At 40.5% G+C, this 26,699-nt stretch carries 23 protein-coding genes; 3 read left to right on the top strand and 20 right to left on the bottom strand.

What is annotated here, in order from left to right; translation table 11 throughout:
- The first annotated feature begins 31 nt into the window (after positions 1-31).
- Entirely contained in the window at positions 32-562 is a 531-nt protein-coding gene (locus RMY64_RS14985) for a hypothetical protein (protein WP_322700442.1), read from the top strand.
- Between the two features lie 177 nt (positions 563-739).
- Here the strand turns inward: RMY64_RS14985 and RMY64_RS14980 are convergent, their stop codons facing one another.
- The 5 genes from RMY64_RS14980 to RMY64_RS14960 form a co-directional block, all read right to left on the bottom strand.
- Entirely contained in the window at positions 740-1,144 is a 405-nt protein-coding gene (locus RMY64_RS14980; RefSeq protein WP_322700441.1) for a hypothetical protein, read from the bottom strand.
- A gap of 53 nt (positions 1,145-1,197) precedes the next feature.
- Positions 1,198-1,515 (bottom strand): hypothetical protein, encoded by a 318-nt coding sequence (locus tag RMY64_RS14975; protein ID WP_322700440.1) that lies wholly within the window; start codon positions 1,513-1,515, stop codon positions 1,198-1,200.
- 77 nt (positions 1,516-1,592) lie between these two features.
- On the bottom strand, positions 1,593-2,396 hold the full coding sequence (locus RMY64_RS14970; RefSeq protein ID WP_322700439.1) for a hypothetical protein: 804 nt from the start codon (positions 2,394-2,396) through the stop codon (positions 1,593-1,595).
- A gap of 10 nt (positions 2,397-2,406) precedes the next feature.
- Positions 2,407-2,787, bottom strand: a complete 381-nt coding sequence (locus RMY64_RS14965) for a hypothetical protein (RefSeq protein ID WP_322700438.1) — start codon at positions 2,785-2,787, stop codon at positions 2,407-2,409.
- Positions 2,780-3,793, bottom strand: a complete 1,014-nt coding sequence (locus RMY64_RS14960) for a ParM/StbA family protein (protein WP_322700437.1) — start codon at positions 3,791-3,793, stop codon at positions 2,780-2,782. The genes RMY64_RS14965 and RMY64_RS14960 overlap by 8 nt, the downstream gene beginning before the upstream one ends.
- Before the next feature lie 650 nt (positions 3,794-4,443).
- On the opposite strand from RMY64_RS14960, the gene mobF reads away from it, so the two are divergent.
- The gene (gene mobF, locus RMY64_RS14955; RefSeq protein ID WP_322700436.1) at positions 4,444-8,493 is read left to right on the top strand and encodes a MobF family relaxase; all 4,050 of its coding nucleotides are present in this window, start codon (positions 4,444-4,446) and stop codon (positions 8,491-8,493) included.
- A 71-nt stretch (positions 8,494-8,564) separates the two neighbouring features.
- Entirely contained in the window at positions 8,565-9,875 is a 1,311-nt protein-coding gene (locus RMY64_RS14950) for a hypothetical protein (RefSeq protein ID WP_322700435.1), read from the top strand.
- Between the two features lie 118 nt (positions 9,876-9,993).
- Here RMY64_RS14950 and RMY64_RS14945 read toward each other — a convergent pair whose 3' ends face one another.
- The 15 genes from RMY64_RS14945 to RMY64_RS14875 all read right to left on the bottom strand — a co-directional run bounded on the left by RMY64_RS14945 (position 9,994) and on the right by RMY64_RS14875 (position 26,639).
- Positions 9,994-10,782, bottom strand: coding sequence for a restriction endonuclease (locus RMY64_RS14945; RefSeq protein ID WP_322700434.1), 789 nt, complete (start codon positions 10,780-10,782; stop codon positions 9,994-9,996).
- Between the two features lie 18 nt (positions 10,783-10,800).
- Positions 10,801-12,084: a hypothetical protein gene (locus RMY64_RS14940; RefSeq protein ID WP_322700433.1), complete on the bottom strand. Its 1,284-nt coding sequence runs from the start codon at positions 12,082-12,084 to the stop codon at positions 10,801-10,803.
- Positions 12,074-12,487, bottom strand: coding sequence for a hypothetical protein (locus tag RMY64_RS14935; RefSeq protein ID WP_322700432.1), 414 nt, complete (start codon positions 12,485-12,487; stop codon positions 12,074-12,076). Before RMY64_RS14935 ends, RMY64_RS14940 begins: the two co-directional genes overlap by 11 nt.
- A gap of 50 nt (positions 12,488-12,537) precedes the next feature.
- Positions 12,538-13,923: a type IV secretory system conjugative DNA transfer family protein gene (locus RMY64_RS14930; RefSeq protein WP_322700431.1), complete on the bottom strand. Its 1,386-nt coding sequence runs from the start codon at positions 13,921-13,923 to the stop codon at positions 12,538-12,540.
- 53 nt (positions 13,924-13,976) lie between these two features.
- Positions 13,977-15,569: a group II intron reverse transcriptase/maturase gene (locus RMY64_RS14925; RefSeq protein WP_322700430.1), complete on the bottom strand. Its 1,593-nt coding sequence runs from the start codon at positions 15,567-15,569 to the stop codon at positions 13,977-13,979.
- Positions 15,570-16,107: 538 nt separating this feature from the next.
- Positions 16,108-16,536: a hypothetical protein gene (locus RMY64_RS14920; protein ID WP_322700429.1), complete on the bottom strand. Its 429-nt coding sequence runs from the start codon at positions 16,534-16,536 to the stop codon at positions 16,108-16,110.
- Positions 16,533-17,717, bottom strand: coding sequence for a hypothetical protein (locus tag RMY64_RS14915; RefSeq protein ID WP_322700428.1), 1,185 nt, complete (start codon positions 17,715-17,717; stop codon positions 16,533-16,535). The genes RMY64_RS14920 and RMY64_RS14915 overlap by 4 nt, the downstream gene beginning before the upstream one ends.
- Positions 17,718-17,784: 67 nt before the next feature.
- Positions 17,785-18,654, bottom strand: coding sequence for a hypothetical protein (locus tag RMY64_RS14910; protein ID WP_322700427.1), 870 nt, complete (start codon positions 18,652-18,654; stop codon positions 17,785-17,787).
- Positions 18,655-18,844: 190 nt separating this feature from the next.
- Positions 18,845-20,374, bottom strand: coding sequence for a hypothetical protein (locus RMY64_RS14905; RefSeq protein ID WP_322700426.1), 1,530 nt, complete (start codon positions 20,372-20,374; stop codon positions 18,845-18,847).
- A 4-nt stretch (positions 20,375-20,378) separates the two neighbouring features.
- Positions 20,379-21,101 (bottom strand): hypothetical protein, encoded by a 723-nt coding sequence (locus tag RMY64_RS14900; RefSeq protein WP_322700425.1) that lies wholly within the window; start codon positions 21,099-21,101, stop codon positions 20,379-20,381.
- A 113-nt stretch (positions 21,102-21,214) separates the two neighbouring features.
- Positions 21,215-22,288: a hypothetical protein gene (locus RMY64_RS14895; protein ID WP_322700424.1), complete on the bottom strand. Its 1,074-nt coding sequence runs from the start codon at positions 22,286-22,288 to the stop codon at positions 21,215-21,217.
- On the bottom strand, positions 22,288-23,064 hold the full coding sequence (locus RMY64_RS14890) for a hypothetical protein (protein WP_322700423.1): 777 nt from the start codon (positions 23,062-23,064) through the stop codon (positions 22,288-22,290). The genes RMY64_RS14895 and RMY64_RS14890 overlap by 1 nt, the downstream gene beginning before the upstream one ends.
- Positions 23,009-23,560, bottom strand: a complete 552-nt coding sequence (locus tag RMY64_RS14885) for a hypothetical protein (protein WP_322700422.1) — start codon at positions 23,558-23,560, stop codon at positions 23,009-23,011. Before RMY64_RS14885 ends, RMY64_RS14890 begins: the two co-directional genes overlap by 56 nt.
- Positions 23,557-26,307, bottom strand: a complete 2,751-nt coding sequence (locus RMY64_RS14880; protein ID WP_322700421.1) for a helicase HerA domain-containing protein — start codon at positions 26,305-26,307, stop codon at positions 23,557-23,559. The genes RMY64_RS14885 and RMY64_RS14880 overlap by 4 nt, the downstream gene beginning before the upstream one ends.
- Entirely contained in the window at positions 26,304-26,639 is a 336-nt protein-coding gene (locus RMY64_RS14875) for a hypothetical protein (RefSeq protein WP_322700420.1), read from the bottom strand. The genes RMY64_RS14880 and RMY64_RS14875 overlap by 4 nt, the downstream gene beginning before the upstream one ends.
- Positions 26,640-26,699: the final 60 nt, after the last annotated feature.

Here is a 26,699-nt window from a genome sequence, read left to right as displayed (position 1 = left end):
TTAAATTTGATTAATTTTTGGGGAGGTTTTTATGTCAAGAATAAAACGTTGGATAAATATGCATAAGGAAGAATTCAATGCAGATGGAACTTTAAAAGATGAAGCTCGACAAAAAATGTTATCTCTTGGTGAACATCCAGGAGCAATTGATAGTTATGCTCGTAGGTTAAAAGCAACATACGACGAATGGAAGCACCTGGATGAGACTGATCCAGAACCGTGGCCAATCTACACAGCTTACGATTTCTTCACTGAACAAGAAAAAAAGGAATTTAACCCTGATGGTTCTCTCAAACCTGAATATTTAGAATACGCTCGAAAAATTGGGATCAGTGAAGGTGCGCTGGAACAGCTTGAGTGGCGTAAGAAAAACGAAGTCGAGAATTATAATGCTGTGTCTGCCGATCATGCAGAACAAGGTATTAACTTTGGTGAAGAACGGATGAAAGAAAGGATTGAAGACAGCAGAACCTACGTTCAGCGCCGCCGCCAAATGGAACAGGACTTGCGGAGCTTTGAGCCGGAAGATAGCTTGCCTTTTGATAAAAACACCTCCTATTAAAGTAGGTGAGGTTACGCCATAACTCCGTTTTATCCATCAAATACAGTGATTTTATCTGAATATATGAAAAAAAGCGATCGCCAACGACAGACACGAAAGTAAATATTCATAAACTGCCTTTTTAGTTCGGTCAGTAATTGCAGTGCGGTCGAGAAATATACCGCACTGTAACTGTGTTTATCTATGATGTTTTTTACTGTGTGGTGGGGTGGTTTTTAATAATTGTTTGCCAAGATATAATTCCGACAAAGAATTACTAGATATTATTGATGAAGTAGCTATTTTATACATGGCAAAACAGCAGGAAATAGCGACTAGAGAGATTAAGGTAGCCTGACCAATTATTTGCCAGGAGTTGAAAGTCATTTTAGAATGAACTCGCCTAAAGAAAACAGACTCCAACTTCTGGTGAGTCGTGCAATTTTTCAAATACTCCAAAACTTGCAGACATTCAGATATGTCCTCGCCTTTGTGTACTTTTTGGCACAGCAGAATTTCTAAGCGTTCAATGCGACGTTCTGGAGTAGACAAATTAATATCGTCCCAATCATCCCAAAGTTTGATTTGTTGTTGTTCGGACATAATATAATTCAGATGTTGTAATTAGAGAAATTTCTCAATGCTTACTTACTAAATTAGTGACGGTGGTGATGAGGTTTATTTTTAGAGCGTTCGTACTCTATCAATAATTGCTTTGCTTGTTCAGGGAGAATCACCTGTTTTTTGTCAATCCGCAATTGGTAACAGTAGCTTTTCTTATCAGGACAAGGGATAGTATTGGGGGTATTAATTCCAATCATCACAGAACCAAGAGCAACTGCGGAAATGGTAATCGAATAAGTAACAATCCCAGAGCGACCGGAACCGACCCAGCCACCAAACCAAAAAAGAAATCCTTTGATTTGTTCAAAACCTTCTTGTCGAAGTTTTATCCATGCTTGGGACTTCTTCAACTTTTCAACAGCTTTAGTATTGGATACTTTTTCAATTTGGATATCAATGGTAGACTTGACACTGTTTATTTCTTGTTCTAATCGGTACTCGTTCCATTCTCGGACACGTTGGGCGATAGCATCGGCGTGGGCGAAGAAAGCGGAAAATCCCTCATCGGATAGTGATTCGCCATTAGAGTTTTCAATGGGGACTTTCCCTCAATGCGCTCCAATATACGTTGTTCTAATCCAGAATAGAAATTCTTAATATCCTGTTTGTTTTCCGAAAGTGCGCGGAGTACATTCTTAAGATACATTTGGTTGACTAGCCCTGGAATATTTTGAGCGCGTTTTCGGGTAATACTATCCACTAAATTGACCAATTCCTCTTCAGAAACAGATGCTTCTTCACCAAAAAACTCAGCAATTAACTGGCTCTCATCTTGGGGTTGGACTATACCAAAGTGAGTAGCTACATCAAAATATGTTTTATTTTGCTCCTTAATTAGGTCGCAAGCTTCGAGAAAGCGCTCACACTCCAACTGACGATATTCCTTCTGATTTGGAGATAGTCCACAAGCGCTGATAATCTCAATTGCTTCAGTTAGTTCTAGCTCAATGCCGTACTCTGATTTGATGTGAGTTAACATCTCTAGGATGTTCATTGGTGGAAATTCAGTTTTATCAGCACGTTTTTTCGATTGTCGTTGGAAGTGTGCTGCCGCTTGCTTATAGGTTTTACCCTGTTGAATTGACGCTCGGATCACATCAAAACGGGACTGAATTTCTTCATCACTGTAATCAGCTTGGTCAATAGGTAAATTACTTGCTGTCAACGTGGCATCAACGTCTTCTACAGAGAGTGAATATGTTTGTTGTAGCAGTTCTTTGGTATAAGGCATAAATTTATTCCTAGTTAAAGGCATTTTCTAGTAAACAATCATCATCTTCGTGAGTAGGTGAAGATCCTAAATGTGTATCAACTTTGTCGGTAGGGGTTGCAACGATTAGATGATTTTCCAGTTCTTGCTCCAAGTTAAAAGTTTGAGCTAAATAAATAATTTGTTGTTGCAGTTGGTAAATTGAAATTCTTGCCTTTGATTTTAAATCTGATTCTGAGAACCCTCCTAACCACCGACAAGCTATCGGGTGCCAAAAGGCAGCGATTGCCCAGATAATCATGTTTTGTCTCGGAAATTCAAGAGTTTTATTTTTGGGACTCAGATATTTTAAGAGGGGAAGATAAGGAGATGAAGTACTGAACTGAAAACGAAAATCAACTTGTTCAGGCATGATTTACGACCTGTTGAGAATTTTTACAAAGATAGGAGAAAAAACCGTAGTTATCAGTTAAGCGAAAGGATAAATCTGATTTAGGTCTGTCAGATAAAAATTCTTGCTGTACTAAATATTCCAAGGCATCACAGGAAATTTTTTCAGGACGTGGAAATAATCGATTCAATTCACTCTTGAAATAGTGGGCAGTTCCACCAGCAAAGATAATCTCATCAATATCTGATGGAATATAACGATGCAAATAACTTGAAAGCACTCCCCAATATTCTTCACGAGCAATATTGATTGCTGATTTAATTGATTGAATTTCTAATTCTTGTAGCAAAGTATCTTCGACTCGAACTAAAGGTAATAAGGCTTTGAGATTTATTTTGGAACCAGCAGCACTAATCGCAGCCGCAAGAGTCAGAGATTTCTGTCCAGCTACCCGACGCTGTACTGATGATACTAACTTCTGAAACCCTAAATCTTCTGTAACTCCATTTGTCATCGCACCCTTATCCATAATCAAAATAGAGGCATTGCGATAGCCAATCATCACTACCGCTATTTTGCGTGAACGCAAGTTATGAGTAGTTGTACGTCCTCGTGAGAGTAATCCAAATCCTTCAGGGCGGCAAACAAACTCCACTAGCTTGAAAGAGCGTTTTTCACCTCTCCATTTAAAGTTGAGCAGAGCGCCTGTAATCGATATCTCAAATAATTTACGATCCGAGTATTCTCCGTAAGGAAACAAGATGCCCAGACGAATACTTGCACCGTTGGCTAACGACTTCTTTTGGGCGATCGCACCTACAACAGCCAAGGTTTTATAAATCGCTAGCTCAAATTTTGGCTGCTCTAACTTCAAATCTGCAAAAAACCTCTGACAAATTAATCCTACACCCCAGCATTGCTGATTGTATTCAATCCAAGCTGAATTCTCTGGAGAAGATACACCAATCGCATCCTCCTCATAACTTAAAAGGCTTTGTTTCGGGATTAATGCTGTGTAGGGTTCCATCAAAAGCAACTCCGGCTTACTTGAATCTAGAGTAAAAAAAACTCTACTCAACGATGCTCCCGGATCGAATGAGATTATTAAATCTGCCATCTACTTTCAACAAAAATTACTCAACCATTTCATCAAATCATAAGTCGTTAATAGCGCAATTATGGCAAATTTATGGAATTTGATAAAAACAGGCTCAAACTCATATAAATCCGGCACAACTCTGGCACAATTCTAGCATAAATCTGAAATCTTAAATAGTATTTATCAACAATTTAATTTTATTGATAATCAAGTACTTTTTTCTCAAAAAAATGGCACAACTCTGGCACAACTTTGGCGTAATCCCTCTAAATACAACCGTTTCCGAAATATATACTATTACAATGATATTATTCTTTCGACAAAGCAATAATAGCAAAACCTTACGCACAGTACGCCAAATTTGGCAGAAAGTTTTAGACGATAATTTGCTATATTTAAGTGCATGAGAGTTGGTGAATAAAAAATTTGTTGCAGTCAAAGTCTCATCAAAAATTTGTAACTCGGCATCAAACCAAAGTGAGTTTGATGACGGTGATCAGCAATGACTTCAATATTTTTTGGGAGTTGTCCAATAGGAGTCGAGTTAAGTTATGTAAATCTCATCGCAGAGGTGAGCGATGCTAACATCTGCTAACGTGTCATCAGAAATGGCAGTGAACTACTTCATCAAGAACTACTATCACCAAGGCAAGTCTCGCTGGAGTGGTAAGGGTGCTGAGAAATTGGGTTTATCAGGGGCAGTTGAAAATCAGCAAGCTTTTAAAAATGTAATCTCTGGGCGATCGCCCGATGGTCGTGAGCAGCTTAATGCTAAGGTACTGAAGCCCAATGAACGCAGGGCAGCGTTAGACTGTACATTCTCTGCGCCTAAGAGTGTGAGCCTAATGGCGTTGGTAGGTGGAGATGAGAGATTAATTGCCGCGCATCATCAGGCATTAAAAAAAGTATTAACGTTGATGGAACAACGTTATGCCATAACGAGAGTGACACAAGGAGATTCTCGCCACAGGGTAAACACAGCTAACTTGGTGGTTGCAGAGTTCGACCACATTGAGAGCCGTTCTTTAGATCCACATCTGCATACCCACTGCTTAGTCATGAACACAACTGAGGCTTCAGGCAAGTGGATGAGTTTGGTCAATAGTGAGATATTCGCCAACAAGAAATTCCTGGGCATGGCATACCAAAGTTATCTGGCAACAGAAGTGCAGAAACTAGGGTATGAAGTCGAGCCACGTCAACATGGACAATTTGAGATCAAAGGGTTCAAGGAACAGGATTTGGAGGCGTTCTCAAAACGGCGACAGCAAATCATTGCGACGGCGGGTGCATCAACTACATGGGCAGAACGCGAAAAAGTCTGGGATACTACTCGGCAGCGCAAGCAAAAGGTAACAGAATCGGAACTCAAGTCACTGTGGCATGAAGAAGCTGCGGCGCTAGGCATTAGTTTTGTTCAACCTTCTGAGCCAAATAGTTTTGTACAAGATTCTTTTTCACAACAAACTCTAGAAGATGCTCTAGATAATGCAATCGCACATTGTAGTGAGAGGAATGTAGCCTTCAAGCAGGAGGATTTAGAGAAATTCATTCTAAGAGAAAGACTTTTTACTGATGTGACTGCAATTGAGCCATTGATCAAGCAACATCAAGAGTTAATTGCTCTGCCTGGAATGCAGCTGCAATACACAACATGGGCGGCAGTAAAGCGAGAACTAGCAACGATTGAATTGATGCAGTCGGGACAAAGTAAAGTAAACCCTATCTGCTCAAAGGAAGTAATTGAAAGGCAGTTAGAGAAAACCTCACTAAACCTTGGGCAGAGGCAAGCAGTTAGTCTAGCTGCAACCACAACAGACCAATTCATTGCCTGGCAAGGGGTAGCCGGGGCGGGTAAGACTTTTGCCCTCAAAGAATTAAACGCGATCGCACTCTTCCAAGGCTATACAGTCAAAGCTTTTGCCCCTTCATCAATGGCAGCAAAGGTACTGAGTGAGGAACTGGACATACATTCTGAGACTGTAGCCAGCTTATTGGTAGGAGAACCAGCTAAAGTTGTAGAAGCAAACCAGATTTGGATTGTAGATGAGGCAGGTTTACTTAGTGCCAAAGATGCTCATGCCCTCTTAGAAAGAGCTACACTTCTTGGAGCAAGACTATTACTAGTTGGCGATACCAAGCAATTATCAGCTGTAGAAGCGGGAAACCCGTTCAAATCTCTGCAACAAGCTGGCATTCAGACCGCGCACTTAACACAGTCGAACAGGCAGCGAAACCCAGAGTTAAAGATCGCAGTAGACCTTTTGGCAGACGGGAGAGTAGAAGCGGGATTTAAGCAGTTAGAGACAATTGGGAGTATTTTAGAGGTATCACCTGATACGAAGTTAGAGACAATTGCTGCTGACTATATAGCATTAGCGAAAGAACAACGAGCACGAACGCTAGTACTCGCTGGCACAAATGTTGAAAAATTAGCACTTACCCAGGCAATTCGAGGCAAGTTAAAAGAGGAAGGAAGTTTAGGGGCGACTGCAAACATCAGCCAGTTACAAGCAAAAAATCTCACTTTAGTTCAGATGCGCTACACCCATAACTTTGAACTGGGTGATGTGGTGATGCCGACGCGCAACTATAAGCGCCGGGGTTTAGAGAAAGGTCAAATCTATGAAGTCGTCAACAAGGATCTTGACCGACTAACATTAAGAACCTCTGCGGGGACACATTTAGAAGTAGATACCAATTTTGACAAAGCGGTTTACCAGTGTGATGAAATTGAGATTGCTGTAGGCGATCGCTTGCAATGGAAGAAAAATGACCGCCAATTACAAAGGCGCAATGGTCAAGAATTTGTAGTCACGGCGATTGAGGGAGACTCTGCCCAAATTGAGTACAAAGACACCAAAATTACTGAGACTATCAACCTCAAACAGGCGCAAAACTTAGACTATGCGCTTGTCAGCACAATCTACAGCAGCCAAGGGAAAACTACTGATTTAGCGTTGATTGCAGCAGATTACACAATTGGACAAGAAAGTTTTTATGTGGCAATTAGCCGAGCTAGGCATAACGTCAAGCTGTATACCAAAGATAAATTAGAATTACTAGAACTGGCGCAAGAGTCTAAAGCCAAAGATAACGCCTTAGAATTGCTGATGAATTCCTTAAAAGTGGAACTACAGCAAAAATCACAATCAGAAGCGATAACTGCCTCGGTCAGTCCAAGAGCTAATCAGCCAGTAGTAAAACTTGAAGTAGCAATAGCAGAGCCTGTACTGAAAGCTCAACCGCCAGTCACAGAACAAGTCTCCTTACCAGTTAGTCGGCCAGTTCCATTAGTTACAACGAGTTTAGAAACTGTAGCCAAACCCACTCTCAAAGAGAAACATAGAGATGATAGAAAGTCTCCTGTTTTTGAAAAACCAGTATTAAAGACTGCTGCCCCAACAGAAGCATTTTGGATACCTCAAAAATCAGAAGAAGTACCCAATTTTATTGAGCCAAAGCACTGGCAAGAGTTTGAAAATAGCGCCATTCACCCGGACATTGCGGCAAAAAACTTTGAAAGTCTTCAGTTCAACTATGCAGGTGGTGAGCATGAGGCTTGGGAAAGACTCATGGTTAGTGAAAAACTTAATCGTACAAATACCGGGAGGTTAACGGAGGGATTAATTAGAGCATATTCTCATCTTGATGCTGGCGGTTGGTGGTGTGATGCTGGAGTTGATGCGCGTTCATTTGCTGATTTAACACCAGGTGATAAACCTGCGATTAAAAGATGGGGATGTTACAAGCCGAACACACCTAGACCCAAAAAAGATGAGTCTGGGCAAATAATTGAAGGGAAATTCATTAAATATGAGCATCCCCCAAAAGTTGAATTAAGTATCTTCTTGCTAGATGTCCCTGACGATATTGCCGAACGCATTTACTCCAAACACAAGGTGAACCCCAGTGATAGCGATCGCCAATCAGGATTTTGGTACTGTGTCTGGAAACATAATATCCCCTGTGCTCTAGCAGAAGGCGCGAAAAAAGCAGCTAGTCTGTTGAGTCAGGGTCATGCTGCCATTGGTCTACCTGGGATTTCGGCGGGATACCGAACTCCCAAAGATGAGTTTGGCAAGAAAATTGGCAAGTCTTACCTGCATGAAGAGTTAGCAGTTTTCGCCACACCTTCTCGAGAAATCAAATTCTGCTTTGACTATGAAACCAAGCCCGAAACAAAACTCCATATCGAACGAGATATTTCCGTAACTGGAAGATTGTTACAAAAATCAGGAGCCAAAGTCAAAGTTGTCAGGTTGCCAGGGCCTTCTAAAGGTGTTGATGATTTCATAGTCGCAACTGGGCCACTAGCTTACGAGAAATTGAGTCATGAAGCAAAGCGTTTAAGAGACTGGCAACAGCAGAATCAACGCTTCTTGAGTGCGGCTTTTCCACCACTGCCTCATCTGACACCAGAACAACGTTCTATACAACTTGAGGGAACAGGCAACAGGGAACGGGCAACAGGGAATGACAAATTGGATCTCTTACCAACACACAGGGAAGAGGAAATAGAAAAAACTGTTGCCTGTTCCCCATTGCCTGTTCCCTATCTTTTACAAAATAAACCACAGGTACAAACCCATGACTTTAACCAACGACAACAACCCAACACGGGCTAACAGAACAAATTTCTCAATCTCATCAACAACTTGTCATTGCTAAAAGTACATTCAATGAGTTTGAAACAGCATTGACGGCTGAGTTACAATCTCATGCAGAAAATAAAGCTATTCTGTCAATCTCTGATTATGTTGAGCAATCAGCTATCGAGTCTGCTTTAAACCAAGCAGTATTAGAATTGACAGAACAACTTTCTCAATACAAAGAGCAACTCGTTGCTGCTAAAAGTACATTTAATAACTTGGAAACAGCATTGACGGCTGAGTTACAATCTCATGCAGAGAAAAAAGCTATTTTGTCAATTTTTGATTATATTGAGCAATCAAGTATTGAATCTGCTTTAGCCCAAACAGTATTAGGATTAACAGAGCAATTTTCTCGATCTCATCAGCAGTTAGTTAAAGATCAAACTGCATTTAATGACTTTGAGGAAGTATTGACGGCTGAGTTGCAATCCCATGCAGAAAAGAGGGCTATTTTATCAATCTCTGATTATATTGAGCAATCAGTTATCGAGTCTGCTTTAAACCAAGCAGTATTAGGATTGACAGAGCAACTTTCTCAATCTCATCAACAACTTGTTATTGCTAAAAGTACATTCAATGACTTTGAAACAGCCTTGACTCAAGAGTTAAAACCTCATGCAGAAAAAGGAGCTATTTTATCAATCTCTGATTATGTTGAGCAATCAGCTATCGAGTCTGCTTTAACCCAAACAGTATTAGGGCTAACAGAACAAATTTCTCAATCTCATCAACAACTTGTTATTGCTAAAAGTACATTCAATGAGTTTGAAACAGCATTGACGGCTGAGTTGCAATCTCATGCAGAAAATAAAGCTATTCTGTCAATCTCTGATTATGTTGAGCAATCAGCTATCGAGTCTGCTTTAACCCAAGCAGTATTAAAATTGACAGAACAACTTTCTCAATCTCATCAGCAGTTAGTTGAAGATCAAACTGCATTTAATGACTTGGAAACAGCCTTGACGGCTGAGTTGCAATCTCATGTAGAGAAGAGAGCTATTTTGTCCACCTCTAACTCTGTTGAGCAATCAACTACTGAGTCAACCTTAGCTAAAACATTACTAGCAGAATTAAAGTTGCATCTCAAACAGATAATTCAGGGTTTAGATATTGAAAAATTGGCAGAAGTAGTTATGGAAGTAGGAAAATATGTCAAAGGTGAAAAGGTAACAGGAGCAAAGGTCAGCGAGTTATTTACGAGTTTTACAACTGATGCCAAAGCTTTGAATTTTGAGCAGAAAATGAACATCGTTAGGCAACTGATTAAAGATGACAAACCATCGATTATGAAAAGATTGGGAATCAACTCGCCATCGCCAGATGACAACGAGGAGCATCTAAGGTTCCGGCGCTAACTTATCAGTTATCAGTGAATAGTGAATAGTGAACAACTAACCCATCAATGAATTGATGGGAATATCAGATATCTGATACCTGATAATTGATAATTGATAATTGATAATTGATAACTGTTCACTGATAACTGTTCACTGACTTAACTGGTATTGTTATCCCTATTATCTTCAACTGCTCACCTAAAACAAAATTTACCAGTTTCTGACCGCTCACTAAGATTATTTTGTCGGAGCGACGAATCAACTGTTTTGATAACTGTCCAGTTATGCCAGTATGCACGAAGAATCCACCACTAGCTCTTTCACTTTCAATACAGGACAGGAAATCTTTGATGTGTTCTGGGCTAATGTAATCAGCGTAACGCTTAACCTGGATTACATAAAGCTTTCCCAAAATCAACACGCGACCATCTATCCCGCCGTCACCGGTGTACCGAAAGTTGCGTTGAATTTGCCAGCCCTGTTTTTTGCAGCAAGTGAGTACCAATTCCTCAAAAACGTAGGGTGATATCCTACGCAGTGTGGCGATTACTACTGGCAATTTGGCTATAGGAATTATGCTACGAAGCTCAAGTAATACTTGACTAGCGTACTCAATATTATTCAAGTGTTTCTTAAGATTTTTAGATAATCTAACCCTTGGTGTTCGCGCTGGGCTTGGTAGTAATTGCTTCTTAAAATTTTTAGCTAAGAAAGCCTTTTGCGTTGGTGCTGGGCTTCGTCGTACAAAATTTTGAGGTGAAATGTCAGACGATTTCGTACTCTTAGGTGGTAATGGCGATTGCTTAAAACCTTGGGAGCGATACTTTGGCTTTAGCATTGAAGGTGGAAATAACACAAACAGCCAAGCTAGAAAAATTATTCCACCCACTGCAAACAACAAACCAATGGTTAGGATTAGTATCATTTTTACGCTCCCTCTGCTTTATCTGTGCATACTTCTAAATTGTGATTCTTGTTGAGAATCCTGCTGAATTTGATGATGCATATCAACAGCAGATTGAACCTTATCAAGTGCCTGTAACTGTTTCTCACTTACGTTAGGTGATAAAACTCCATCAGCGAATACAGCCTCACCGTTTTTAGCACGGACAATTACATTATCGCCAAGACGTTCAAAATCAAAATTTGTACTTTTAAAACTCTTAGAACCATCAGGGTTATCTTTGCCCAAAATGTTAAGCAGGGCTTTAACACTTTGCTCGATAGCTTGGCCCTTGGCATCCTCAACAGCAGCCCGCAGTTCAGTTCGAGTATTGTCAATGGCTGACTTAACACCCATAAGGCTTTCATCAACCGTGTTTTTAACACCGTCTACCTGTGTACGCAACTCTTGAGTTAAGTTATCAACTTGTTGATTGATTTCATTCCTGACGCTATCTGTGTTTTCTCTGACTTCATCTAGTCGGTTAGTAACTTGTTGCTCTATGTGAGCTTTCATCTGTGCAATTTCTTTCCTTAGCTTCGTGACTTCAGGGGTCAGAGCATCCTTAAGACGCTCAAATGCATTTCTAGCTGTTTTCTTTACCTGACGTTCAACTGAACCAACCCAGTTTTGAAGAACCGTATTTTGAACTTGTGGCAAAAATCCTTCATTTGCCTGGGACAATGCTTTTTGGGTATTCTCAATTAACTGTTGCTGCTTCTCCAAGGATTTACTCATTTCGGCAACTTGAGCAGCTAGTTGTGACAAAGATTCAGGTGAATTCTGGTTTGATTTAATGCTATCAACAAGTTTTTGCTGTTCACTAAGTTTCTTCTGCAACACTTGCACTTGCTTTTGTAAAGATTCTACGCTGTAGGTTCGTTGTTGCGGTGCTTTCTTCTGTTTTGCAATTGCCGGATCAACTAGTCCTAAACTGTCGAGCAATACTTCTCCATTCTTACTATGAAAGACTTTCTCGTTATCAATCTTGATTAGGATAGTACCGTTAAAGCTTTGAGGATCAGAGAGCGATTTATTTAAAATCTCCGTATTTTGAGAATCTAAATAATTAACAGATGGTTGTTCTCCTCTGTCAGCTTCGTAAACCTTTTTACCTGATATGTATACTGATAAATGCTCCTTTGGGCGTGGACGAAGTGAATTACTTTGTTCTGGAGTATTGTTTTTCTCTTTATCCTTGTTATTTTTCTGCTTAAAAATGTATTCAAGTATGTCTAGATAATCACGTTTAACTTCCTTAGCATCTCCATCATTAATCATCATTTTTACCCGTTATTATTGTTTGAAGTAATTCGGTTATATTAGTATTGATTTTTGGAAGAATAGCACCGCCAATATGATTAATTATCTCTCTGCCTTCAATTTCAATGTAAGCAAAGTCTCCATCAACTACTACGGTTACAGACGAGGGATTGGCTTCGGTTGGGCAAGGTATATAACCAACTAAAACATTATCTGTGATAGAAATTACGGCATCTTCAATCTCAGCAGTATAAACTTCGATAGTCCGAGGGATATATCCTTCAGGAAAAGGTTTTTCGTCCCAACTATCAGAAATATTTACTAGTTCTGAAGGATATCTATCGGCTAAGGCTGCTATATCAGAAGGAAGCCTTAAAATTCTTTTTCTGTCTGTTTCTGAGATGCGGTAAGAATTATCTGCCATAGTTTCTCTCCCTGATTTATTTAATAGTAACTTGAGTGAACTATCTGATTTTAAATCAAACTAGCATATTCTGATAACTGCTCTTGGTTTTCTATTAAAGGCAATAATTCCAAAGCAGCTTGCCGACGAATTTTCATTTCTTGATCTGCTGGAGGTTTCAAAATTGATTTAGATGCCGATGACTTTTGAAACTTGTACCAAGCTCCCACACTCGTTGCCTCTGAGTCAATTTCATGTTGAGGAATATGAATATTTTGTAATATTGGTATACTTATCTGTCCACGAGAACGAAACCCTGGACTAATAATTACGGCTTTTCCTTCTGGTAATGTATTAAATTGATTAATATCAAATAACTTGCGAGTACTGTTTTGGTCGGAGTTGGAAATACTTGCACCACCCTTTCCGCCTGATGAGCGGGAACGCTGTTTATACTTAATCTCTTCATCACCTAAAAACTTACTAAAACGTTCTGCCGCTACATCATCTTGGGGATTAAAGAATGCTTTGGTAGCGCATCCCCCAAATATGGCATTCGTTGTATTTTCTCCATAAGCCTCAATCAGCATTGAGAGATTTTGTAAACCTAATATTGAAATTAGCCCATCTTCCCGATTTTGGTTTAACCAATCCACCAGGGCTGGTAAATATAATGTCGGTAATTCATCAATCCCAAGCACCAGAGGACAAGTGCGTTTATAGGCGACATTTCTGCTTATTATTAAATGCAGGATGGAGACAAGCAGCGGTGCAATTACATCACGCTTTTCTTTGTTCATCCCAAATATCACCATCTGTCGCCCTTTCAAGTCCAGTGGAATATTGGTTTTTCCGCAGAAAGCTGCCAATGCTGCCGGAACCATGAATCGGCTGAACAATCCACTAGCTGTACCCACGATGCTAGCCGCTGTTTCTGGGCTACCAGCAACAGATACAAACTGTGCGAAAGCTTCCCTAACCATGAAATTAAGATTTTCTGCTTGTTCCATGCGCTTAACTAGCTTTGGCAATCCCAATAGGGCTTGGCACATCATGATATCTGGGTATTGTGTTCCCTTCGCCAACATGAAAACAGCTTGTACTAGCTGATCTCCGGCATTCGTGAAGAAGCTGTTTCCTGAATCTTTTTCACCTAGTTGAAAGTTGCGGTTGAGAGTGATCGCAAGCTGCCGCGCCATTTCCGAGTCTTCATTATTGCGAAGAAAGTCTATTGGATTAGCAACTGCCGATTCTGCAAAACCTGGGGCTAAGACGGTGACTTGATAACCACGTAAGAGTGCATATCCTGCTAGTACTGGCGCTTGTCCTTTAGATGGAGAATAAGCTGATTCTTGCTCTGCGTACTTGAAATCGTAAAGTGCTAAGGGGAACCCCTGATCTATTGCTGAACGCAGCAGAGGGTTGGTTGAGTCGATGGGGGATATTATTCCCCGCACCTCTCAGTTAGATCCGTGCGTACCCATTTCTGTGTACACGGCTCCCGATGTTCTCAGCTTTTGCTTTTGCTCATGTGCTTGTAATCGTGGCAACTCTCGTGAATCGCTTCAAGATTATTTTTCTTCCAGTTGGCGTGATTTCCGTCGATGTGGTGTAGGTGAATCCGTTCCTCATCGATGAGTTTCAAACCGCAGGAAGCACATCTATAGTTTTGCTTCTTGAGAGCTTTAGAGGTTTCGCCGTCATAGAGTTTACTGTTACGTTCGCTCCAATAGGCTGTATCTCCGTCATAGGGGGATTTTGTACCCTTAACCATGACGTGTTTATTTTCGGAGTAAGGAACCTTTGGGAATGCCTTCTTTATGAGATTTTCGCTCGAATAGCGATTCTGCTTTGTTTCCTTGTTAAATACCGCGTATGCTCTGTGATTTAAGAACCAAAGCGAGTGCTTTGAGCCAGTCATATCACAGAACTTGTGGTAGTTTTTCCAGCCTCTAACTATCGGGGCTAGTTTTTCTGCCTTCACGATAGAACCATAATTCGAGTTGTTGACGATGTGTTTTACTTTCTTACTGAACGCTTTAAAGTTATCCACTGAGGGAGTACTTCTAAACTTTCCGTTTTTCTGGACTTTAAAGTTCCATCCGAGGAAATCAAACCCATCTGTCGCGGCGGTAACTTTGGTTTTCTTTTGGCTAACATTCATTCCGCGAATACGGAGAAATTCGGAGATTCTTTCAAGTATTTCAGTCGCGTCATCTTGGGAACGTAGTATAATAACCATGTCATCCGCATAGCGTATTGATGGTTCGCTGATATCGTTTTGGGGTGTTTTCTCAGTTACTTTGAGTTGAGTTTTATTTTTACCACCCGACTGTCTATGATATCTGTGGATACTTTCAATCCCGTTAAGTGCGATATTAGCTAGTAATGGACTAACTACTCCCCCTTGCGGGGTTCCTTGTTTAGGGAATTGTGGGTTAACTCCTGCCTTGAGGCATCGGAAAATTCCGAGTTTTAAGCCTTTGGGGGCAATGAGTTCATCCATAATTGTTGAGTGATTAATCCTGTCGAAGCATTTTTCGATATCGAGTTCTATTACTCGTTTTTCTGTTCCATTCTTACCTGAGTTTAGGTTAGTGAAGATGTACTTTTGTGCATCATGGGCGGAGCGCCCAGTTCTAAATCCGTAACTCCTGGCGTGGAAAGTTGCTTCGTGTGCGGCTTCCAGGGCATATTTCGCTAGGCATTGCCAAGCTCTATCCGCTATGGTAGGTATCTTAAGCATTCTGATAGTACTGTCCTTTTTAGGGATGGGTATTTCTCGTAAGCCTTGATGTTTCCAATCTCCGCTATTAACTCTTAACCATTCTTCTAAATTGAAGCGTTCGCTAAAAGTTAGGGATTTTTTACCATCGATACCAGCCGTCTTTTTACCAGCGTTTAGCTGAGATACTTGTCTTATTGCAAGAAATCGAGCCGAGGTTGATTTTAGAATGAGCTTTTGGAGTGACCTAGCTTTCCGCTTGTCTCCAACTTGAACAGCTTTGTACACTCGCTTTTGAAGGCGGAATAGATTTCGGCGGAATTTCTTCCACGGTAGAGCTTTCCAAGATTCACTAGTTTTGTAACTGTGCCTAATCATTTTCTCTTCTCTAGTTCATGTATTCTGAACACCTCAGACCAATTACGGTCTGTCCTACCCGACTTATGAGAGTTCCGTATCCCGTCTTACCTACCTGGGGTTCGACTTCCCCAAGACTCACAAATCGTTTTTATTCGTTCCCTCGGTGAGATTGATTGTTCCGTTAGATGTAGCCAATTCAACTGCTAGATTCCCTGGACTCTTGCCGATACTACGATTTTGTTCGGCGGGGTTAGCTCTAGCGAAGTCAGGGGTTTTATGTTACGCCCTGCTCAAAACTAAGTTGCTTTTCTAGGCTCTGTTTCATCATGGGAACTCCCTATTAGAGCCAGTGTCAGCCCGTAACGGCTGTCTGATTGCTCCCTGTTCCCAGCTTCACTCTACAAGAAACGAGCTTGTTCGGTGTGGGCAGGTAAGGAGTCAATTCTGAGTCTGAATGGTAGGACTTACACCTACATCAAGCCGAGAGTTCAACCTGTAATGACAGTTATCTGCTGTCAGGTTGGACTAGTTATGTACGGACTTACACCGTGATTCACTAGTCAACGAATCGCACAATCATTGAAAATGACTTTCCACAACCAGGCCCACCACAAACGAAAATCCCCCGTTGCGCATCTGGTAAGTACAGTGTTTTAGAATCTGAAGGAATTTTTGTTTTTCTGATTCCACCCACAACTTCACTGCTTGTATTCTTGGGAGTGCTAACGTACAGCGACACACGATTATGTTTACGTTTATTGATTTGTTTACAAGCAAGTTTACGAGCTGCTGTCTTCTCTGCTGCTCCACCCCATCTTGCAGTCGCCAATTTAGCAATACCTGCTTTTGCATCAATATATTTAGCCACTACAATTACTGCACCACAGGCGAGTAATCCAAGTCCTGCCGGAGAAATTAGCACTGACTCAATACCTGATGGCAGCAATTGATTTGGGTTAACTGATTGAGAATTTGTTGGTGTCATTGACCAGTCCCCACAATTACTAAATTATTCTCCTTCACCCCAATCCACGGCACTGGGCCAATAAAGTAGGGCGTACAGGTCTTGGGCATAAAGGGGGGACGGGCACAGATTCTAAAGAATAAACCAAAGTCTGCTGTACCTGTTGACTCATTAACTCCGGTCAATGCAACCTTGAAGCCACTGCCATAAACCAATCGTCCTGTTGGTTCAAGACCTCCGTTTACCGCAGCCAAGAAACCGTAACCACCTTTGACCTGCTGCGATGAACCAGATGCCCAACGCTTTCCATATAACGCACCTTTTGAACCTGCAAAATCTCCTAATTCCAGATAAGAGCATTCTTTACCTGATGAACAGGCTACTGGTGTGGTGGTATCACCGCGCTTCACACTTCCAGAGATAAAGTAGTTTGCTCCCACTCTTGCCTCTCCATGTTCTGATGAACCAAAAACTGTTGATGCCACACCAACCACACTAAGATCCGAATCAATCGGCTGGGGCATTTTGCTAAAAGGAACTTGATTGAGTCCTGGTACTTGAGAAATATAACTCTGCTGCCACGATTTGAACTTATTCAATGGAGTTTTTGTTAATTCTGGTACAGATTCAATTGCATACTTGCTTAAATCAAGCTTACCCAAAGCCAAATTTGCCGCTTGAGGATTCGACCGTAAAATTTGAGAAATTCTTTGCCTACTCTGTACCCCATTTCTAGACAATAATGCAGCTATTGGTGGGACTTGCTTAACACTGAGATTTCCTAAATTAGGAATAGCTTTGACTAATGATGCTGGAGTCTGCCATTGCATTAATCCAAAATCTTTCAATGTGAGTTCTTTGGTCGGTACTACGAGCGCACTTATCGATTTTAGGCTAAAATTAGACATTTTGAATGCATCATCTGCATCCCCTAGCATGACAACAGAATCTACCTTTTGACCTGCTGACCATGAGCGTGAAGGATCGTATCCAAATACTGAGAGCAGATTCTCTGGAATGCTTAAATATCCTGCCTGTTGTAAAGGTGGGAGATTCCCCCAAGTGATACGTGACCAATCAGGAGCTTGGGTTTTATATTTACCTTGCGAATAGGTGATGGTAGGAGTATCAGCAGAAGATGGAGCAGATAAGGTAAATGGAATTAAAGCTGTAGCTATTAACAAATATTTGAGAAATTTCATCTAACTTACCTTCCAATTAACTATTACTTTTGCCCTTTTCTATATGATTCATGCCTATACTTGTTCATTATCTCTGTCCCCACTCGATTAACTGATTAAAAATTTCTTCTGAAATACCAGAGTGGGAGATAGCTATTTCTCTACTCTTACCAAGTCGGAGCAATTTAATTGCATCTTGAACTTTATTCCATGTCGCATCTCCAGGCTTGATCTGACCATTGCGCCCAGCGTTCGCTAATCCGTAAACAAGGGCATTAGCATCATTTCTTGCTTGGGAAGTACCAGGGGATATTGTAGAGTTTATAGTTTTTACAGGTGTAACAGCAGCCACTCTTTCTTGCGGTGGCGCTGTAGTTGTCACAGGCATTTTGTTTTCTCTAACTGTTGGCACGATTTGCGGTTTAGTTCTGATTACCGGCAGTGGTCTCAGAACGTCCGGCTTAATCACCAAACTGGTATATGATGGTTGCCCTGTTGCAGGAATTAATTTAAACTGATATTGTTTCTGCCCATCCGAACCACTAGTAATCACGGTAATTTGGGTACTGCCATCAATGCTATTGGTGATATTGGGGAAACTTATTGGTTTGATTTGACGTAGAAAAATAACTGTTGCATTGGCTTGACCACAGTTAGAAGTCGAATCATTTGACGAAGAATTATCAGTTTTTTGGCATAAGCTTCCATTTGAAGTAAAAGAGATACGAGTGGGATCTCCAATCCAGACTTGTTTAATCGTTTCACCAGTCGGAATGAAGTTAATTGTTAAGCCATATCCACGCCAAACTTTCAACTCAATTCCTGCCGAATTAATCCCTTGGGCTTCTCTTTGATAAACTATTCTAGCTCCACTACCAGCTAAAACTTGAATCGGACTCAGAACTAATAAATTGAGAAGGCAGAAGGCAGGAGGCAGAAGGCAGAAGGGAAACCCCATAAATAAATTTAGGGGATTCAATAGGGACGTAGTATTTCTTCTCCCAAGGGGAGACGCAAAACGCGATGCGCTGCGCCACTCGTTATACATCTTTTTTTTTACTGGGCAATAACCCAGAACTAAAGTTTTTTATTTCTATACCCCACACCCTACACCCCACACCCTTTTCTTTGTAAGTGCAAGCTACTTTTCATAGAGAAATCGTTTGATTTACGAATATTTGAACAGTTGTCTGGGCTGGCACTACAAACACTTTGCTATCTGACTGTAAAGATTGTATTTGTTGAGTATTTGATGACTGGATTGATTGTAGTACTTGGCTAAAACTTCCTTGAGCAAACCCAGCTAATAAATTTTTATTGTCATTACTCACGGTACTAGTCGAAAATCCAGATGAACTTATAGTAGTTTGGCTGTTGGGATTATTTTCTACTTCAGCAGCTTTCGATACCCCCGCGATTAATGCTGTCATGAAATCGCTACCCAAACTACTGCCTTGACGTGATTGCCCCCTGAGAGTTTCTCCATTCTTATTGAGAATAATAATGGAATTCTCCGGTATAGTCTTTTCTAATGTCTGACCATCAACATTAATTAAAGCTGCGATGGCAGACATTTGAATATATTCGCCACTATTTGAGCCATTCGGCACAACAACCAGATAAGAATCTACGGGTAAAACCTCACTGCCATCTGATGCTTTTAATACTGAGGTTAGTCTAATCAGATATTTCTGAACTTGATTTGCATTGCCAGCACTTATCGCAATTGGGGTTTCTATTTTGCCCTGTATCCGAGTTCCTACTATCACACGTCTAGCATTATAATCAATGTTTTGTGACTCATTACTTGAAGTTTTTACTGTCACATTAGGTCTACCAGTGCCACCTGATAGCCCTTGGATACTAATTGGTTCTTCAGCCGTAGTATCAGTATTATTAGCGCTGAAACTACCGACATTAGAAACAGTTAACCATTGTTGCATTGGATCTAGGTTTGGTTTATTGCTTGATGATGAAACTAAAGCTATGGATTGAGGTTGCGGTCTAGGCGAAAGGGTGGAGAAAGACTTTGTTGCTAGAGGTTCTCTAGATATAGTGGGATTCGGAGGAATAACTATTGGTTGGGATGGACTAATAGAGGCGTACTGTCGTTGGGTTGGTGGTGAAACTATTGGTGGAGAACTAGTTGATGCAGTTACAGGACTACTTTTTACAATGGTGTTTTCTTCCTTAACTGGGGCTTTGCTTCTTGAAGTATTACGAAGACTTTCTAATTCCGGTTTTTGGGAAGTAATCGCTAGTGCCGTCTTAATCTTGCCAGGATTTTCTGATTGTGATTCTAAATCTTGAGCGTTGCCAGATACCTCTTGCTTTTTCGCTTCCGGTTTGACTGTGGTGGAATTGCTTAAAGCATCCATAGAAGTATTAATCATCCCACCTGCCACTGCAATCAGTAGAAAAATTCCACTCCCGATTACCCCAGCTTTGAGTAAGGGATGCTGAGAAATGACGCGAGTGGTTACAATCTCTTCTGGTTGTGGGCGCGTTTGAGGTTCATTTGCTTCTTCTCTATCTGAGAACTCAATTTCAAAAGTTACGCCATTCATCGCCGCAAAACTTTTTTTATCCTGGGGGACTTTGGGAGTTGCCAAAACTGATTCCTCTAACGCATTTATTGCGTCATTTTCTTCAATAGATAGTACATCTGTGACTGCCATTTGATTACTTCCCGATTTCTAAATCTTGGATCTTATAAATTTCTAATTCCGCTTTGCGAACGCTATATGCAATTCGTTGAATGTCGGATGAGTTAGACGGAGGACTTGGTGTATCAATTGCTCTAACAAATACGGTTTTATTAAATGCGATCGCTTGACCAACTTGATTGCTGCCCTGGAAGACTACGAGGTTGGCTACCATATCAATTGACCAGTGACCCGGTGCCAATTTCTGGGGTTCCGAGAAATACCGCACGGCCAAAACTGATTGCGTCGTGCCGTTGAAAACGTCAACTGGTGTCAGATTGCCTAATTCCTCTAAGAAATTACCTCGAAAATCTTCAGATAATGCAAATCCTGTAACCCATACATTCGTCGTGATTTTTTTCTCCCCCACTTGTACACCAGCATCTAGTACCGCTTTTTTAGTTGGGTCGGAGTTGGAGTCATCAGACTTTGGAATTCCAGTCCAGCTTAGTAGCCCCGTCATTGTCTGTCCCACAAAATAGGTAATCGCTTGTGGCGATCGTTCGTCATTGGCAATGGGGGAGACTCGTATCGAAGACCCATCATTTAGTTCAACTAGAGTCGGTGTTTTGTCATTTGCAACTCTTCCGAGCCGAGCAAAATTAATTATTTGAATTAAAAGTAGAACAATAAGTAAAACTGCGTTACCCATCAGAAATATGGGAGTTAAGTTTATTTGTTTTTTCTCCAGTAGTTGCATATATTAAAGTCCTTCTCTACTCTCCCGTGTGCGAACTAGGTAAATGTTTGGATCTTCTCAATACCTTTAACAAATTTCGTAGGTTTAATTCTGACTTCCGACTTCCGACTTCTTCAATTATTCCTTGGCATCACCACAAACTTGGCTGCACTGGTAAAACCAGAAAATAGAGCCATTCCTCCACCCGTTCCAATTGCTACTGCAAGTATGGGTGAAAATATTGCCTCTATTAACTGTAGAAGTAGTGGATTGTTTGACGGAGAATTAACTATAGAACTAGCAGCTACACCAACAATAATTGAGTAAGACATAAGGATTAATGTTAATGCTAACCACCCCGAAAGCCAAGCAAAAATCGGCTTGGCTCCGATTGGCAGCATAGACAATACTAAGAATATCGGTGCTACATAAGCTGTCAAAAGAAAAGAAAACTGAACGAGAAACTGAAAAGCTGCCGATAGACCACTAAAAATTATATAAGATAGTCCCTGAACAATTGTATTGACTGCTCCTCCAGCGACATCTAAAGGGTTCCAATTATTTTGCCCTTGAATCCTTTTCTTTTGTTTATACTCTTGTGATTGAGCGTCAATTTCTTGAGCTACCTTATTTTTACAATCTTTCTTAGGAGTAATTTGATTGCCATTTTTATCTATTTCTACATCAGTTAGTTTTTCACATTCTGCCATTGCCGTCTTCGCAGCGAGAATAAAAGTTTGATCTGTATTAACACTCCGAATCGCTTCTTTGAGGGTTATACCATTTCTCGTAACAGTCAATACACTAGAGTTTAATTTATTTGAAACATTTCTTAATGCTAGAGAAGTTGTAGCTAGCATTGCTCCATTATTGTTGAGCATCAGAATTACTATCATTGGGAAAGCCATCTCTTTGACAACTCCACTCGAAAAGCCCTCTGACATTATTTGCTCATACCATTGCAACGACCAAAAACTTACTAAAACTACTGCCGCTAGCATCGAGATATTAACAATAGCTACATAAACTGGGTTTTGACCACTCGCAAATAGTTTCCAGTCATTATCAAATGCTGAAACAAAAATTTCCGAACCGTTGATTGCACCTTGGATAATAGTCTCCGCATCAGTCGGCAGGTTTTTATCTGTCTGATTAACAGTCGTTTCAGCAATAATAAAAGGAATTAAATTAGTTAGATAAAAATACATTACTGTCTCTCCCAAAAAGCGTCGTTATAAGCGCCAGCTTCTAACAATTGCATGGCCACTGCTCTACTTTGTGCATCTTCTTTGCGAGATTGTGACGAAATATTTTTCGAGATGTCAACCAAATTTATATTAGCTGCTGCCAAGGCTCGTGTTTGTTTTTGAGTCTCTCCATGTATTGCTTTGGAAATGACAACATTCTGTAGATTTTGAGTTGCCATTTTTTTGAGAATATCTTGAGTTACGATGTCTGACTGTGCATTGTCAGCGTTAGTTGAAGAAATACTTAATGCATTATTAGTCAAATCAGCCTCTTGTGCCTGTACTCGTTGTCCATCAACTCCTAAAGTTGATTGAGATTGACCTAGAGTATATTGACGATGCCATGACAACTCTGCATTCTCAGCTTGAGTATTAGAATTGGGCTGAGTTATATCTGGATTTTGTGAGCGAATAACTTCTTTGATTTTTTCCCCTGATTCTAGGGGGTCTGGAATTCCCAAAGACCCAATTGTAGAATCAACTGCCTGATTTAATTGTCGAGTTATTTCACCCTTGATTTCTCCATAACTTTGCCCTAAAGCTTGGTTCAACTCAGTTTCATAGCTTGATATTCGGCTTTTTAGGCTCATATAAACTTGCTGAAATTGAGTCAAAAAGGGTAACTCTAATCCCCAAGCTTGATTACAACTATCGCCAATCAATATCGTCGTAAAGAGAGAACTAACGCCAAGATAAATTACCATCGGGCGTAAAATCATGCTTTTGTGTGATTTCATATAGATCCTCGAAAGATACAGGAAAAGGTTTTGGTGAGCAGGGACTAGTAACAAGAGCTTCAAAATCGTTCAAAGGCTCGGCAGTCACAATTGCATCAACATTTGTTTCTCCTCCTGGTGGTTTGGAATAACTTTCAAAGTAAGTACTTTTATAATGTGGAGTATTACTTGGAATCAAAGGATGCTTTTTAGTTCTAATTAATACATAAGATTTCTTTTGCAACTGTGTGTTAATCCCTGGCTGCTGAATTTTATCTTTAGGAATAGCATGACGACCATTTCCTGAATTGAAAGCTGAATAGAGAGTTCGACTTTTGAAAATCAAGTCATCAGCATCTTTTAAAGATTTTTCACAAAGGACTTTTTGATTAGCCAATAATTTTTGATATTGCTCATCTTGATACTTCCACATTTGAAAACTTAAGCTGGTGACTCCTATACCTAAAATTACCAAGAGAATTTTTTGTTGAATTGCAAAAGCAATTAGACTTTTCATAATGACTGTCCCTGTTTGATGCACTCCACATAATACTTAGAAAACTCCGACACCCATTCAAACTTGTTCGGATATTGAGCTTGAAAGCGATTGCGCTTTGCCTGTTCCTCTCTGCTGTTGGCAACTAGCGCCAGCATGACGTAGGAGGGATAATAACGACAACGAATGTACGTGCGGTTGTAATCCAGCAACCATGTTGTGTACATTTGCTGAAGATTAGGCCGAAATAGCTCATTCTTCTCAATAATCGAGTGCGGAATCGAAAGGATATCAGTAAAGCTTTTCGCCGCCCCGGAAACCAACCGCCCAATCAATCTTGTGGGTATATTTTGTAGAATCTGTTCTCCCGCCTCAGATTTGGCAATGGAAATTACATCCTGGGCAGCAAGGATTATTCGACTGCCGGATTTGCGAGCGGTGGCGCATTTCCGCCCAACTAGCCGAGATAGTGCAGTGAAACGTAGTAACACACTTGACTCATCCATGAAGAATACACTCTTTGGTGAGGAAAGTGATTGCCGAGAAGCTGCCATATATGCACTCATCCCGAAAACTTCTGCATCTTTATCTGATTGCAGGTTGGTTAGTGCAAAAGTAATTAACTTAGAATCAGTTTGGAAGGTGGAAGGCTTGCAAATCGCATCCCCAATGGCGCTTGCTTTCCAGTATTTCAAACGCAAACGAATGTAATTAAGCGCTTTCTCAACATTCTCATCTTCATAACCCAAATTAATATATTCTGTTGAGAAAAATTGCTCCATATCTACTAGAGTTGGGGTATTATCCCACTCTGGCGTTCCAATTTGGCTGATTCGTGCTAATTCAAAACGACGTTGGATGTCTGGATGTTCATAAAACGCTTTTGTGCCTAGTGGAATCAGCGACTCGATTGTTTGTGCCAAAAAGCCATCAAATTTTTGTGAACCCAAAACCAACTGCAAGATAATCAGATTCACATCATTTCTATGAAGCTTTATTCTTTCTTCTCTTCCCTCTACATCCCACTCTGGAATTGCTGACAAATCTATTGGCTGGACAAGATTATTTGATTCTTTGGCGATATTAAAGTAAAACCCGTTGTGGTATGGGGTGAAATCTCCAAATGTCCCCGTTCCATCATCATTGGGTAAGTCAATAATCAAAACTGACATTCCCATTGCCAAGCATTCTGCGATCATTGTGGCAACTAAAACAGATTTTCCTGAGCCTGTCGTTCCTAGAATCATCATATTCTTGGTTATCGACAAGTCTAGATGTACTGGCGAATGACCTTGTTCTGCAATTAATTCAAAACCCTGATTATCAGCCTTGGCAATTTGCACTGTACTAGCTAACCCTAATACTTCACTCGCAAAAAATGTTAATCGGCGATTATAAGGGCGTGATAATAACTGTTCCATTTTGGCTCCCAATGTTTGTAGCCAAATCAGCCAAGCATATTGCGTTTCTCGAATTAGCTCTGCTGGTTGGTTAATGTACCCAGAAATCAATCTACAAGTATCGTCAATTTCTTCAGGTGTATCCCGATAAATTAACACTACTAATCCTAATGTTTCTGGTGTGTCCCCTGTGTACAATTGCTTTTGGGCTGTTACACTCCACTCAACATTTATTTGTGAGGCAACATCAATTGTTTTCTTTTGAGCGCTGATTTCTGCATTTCGCGCTCTCCGGGTAATCATTTGTTGCGCCAATCGGGTTAGTTTCTGGTCGGCGGGACTGATTTCGGTAATCACTTCCACATCGTAAATTGGCTCTCGTGCAAATATATTCCACAGAAATCGGATTTGTGCTTCTGTTGATGCAAATACTTCTGGTTTTTGCGACAAAACCATCACGCCGACATATTTTTTACCGCCCTCAACATCAGGCAGACATACCCACTTTCGATCTGCGAAAGGTATACCATTATTCATCAATACTGATGTCGCATGAGCTTGATCTATATATGATTTATTTGTTGCTGGGGTTTCGTTAAATTCCTCCCTTAGTCCCAATGAATCAAATACTAAAGTATGCGGGATTTTTACAATCTTTGCTCCCACAGACTTACTTAACTCTTTCCATAGTTGCTCTGCACTTTTTGGCTTTGGGGCGAAACCCATCTCTGTCAATATCTGTAGATGTCTTTGTGAAACATCTATCGCTTTTTCTAATATCCTTTTTAAGTTCTTTTTCGTAACTTCCGTCGCCCCTGTTGCTGTAAATCGTCTTGTCAGAAAATCTGCCAGCTTCACCAATGCTCGGTCTATCGGGTCGCCGCCCTCTGTTCCCCCTGGTACTATAGTGAAAGTCGTATAGACGCTCAGAGTTATGTTTTTTCTCTGACGCAAACGTGTCAATTCCTGAATTCTCCCTAACTGCCCCCAGTCCAGAAATTCGCTCTCATCTGATACAGGATTTTGCAATCGCTTGTATAAATACTCTTTGGCATCACTATCATCACAGAATGAACTCCATCTAAATGTGAACTTTTCACCTTGGGGTATCTCCTTGCACCCATTCTCAAAAGCTTTGGCTATTGCTTCTACTTCTTCACTTGAATTAAATAATGGATGAATTCCTGTGCAACTATATCCAAATACTAGTTGTAATGTATTATTCGTGTCGCTGAAAAGTTTTTTACTAAGTAAGTAAGCACCAATACTATAGCCACCCCTTTTGAGTTTTACAAAAGTTGTCAAATCTAGCCAGTCCTCAAATGGACTTACTTTCGTGTTGGTTTGAGAACGACTAATCTTCATCATTTCCACGGACTACGAATTTTCTTAGCTCCAATCTTTTGTTTTTGTTGCGGTGTTAAGTATCTCGTATACCCTCTCGACCATACAGGCACAATTGGATAAATCTTTGACCAAAATAAATGAGGTTTTTTCCCTGATAAAGCTAATGCTGTTGCACTTAACCAGCAACCTATCAATATACTCCAAGCTAGATTTAATCCCAATGCAAAAGCTAAAAAGAAACCTACACCGAATAATGGAATCACTACAGCAAACTGAAATCCTGTAAAGATTCCAATCGGTGCGCTCTTTCCTAACGATTGATTCACTTGTTTGATTTCTCTATGACTCATCATTAGTTATTAAAATTAAACAAATGAGCAGAAATTGGCACCCCTTTCTGCTCGAAGCTTCCA

The organism is Nostoc sp. DedQUE08 (assembly GCF_034530895.1).
Taxonomy (GTDB): domain Bacteria; phylum Cyanobacteriota; class Cyanobacteriia; order Cyanobacteriales; family Nostocaceae; genus Nostoc.
This window is presented reverse-complemented; position numbering and strand designations above follow the sequence as displayed.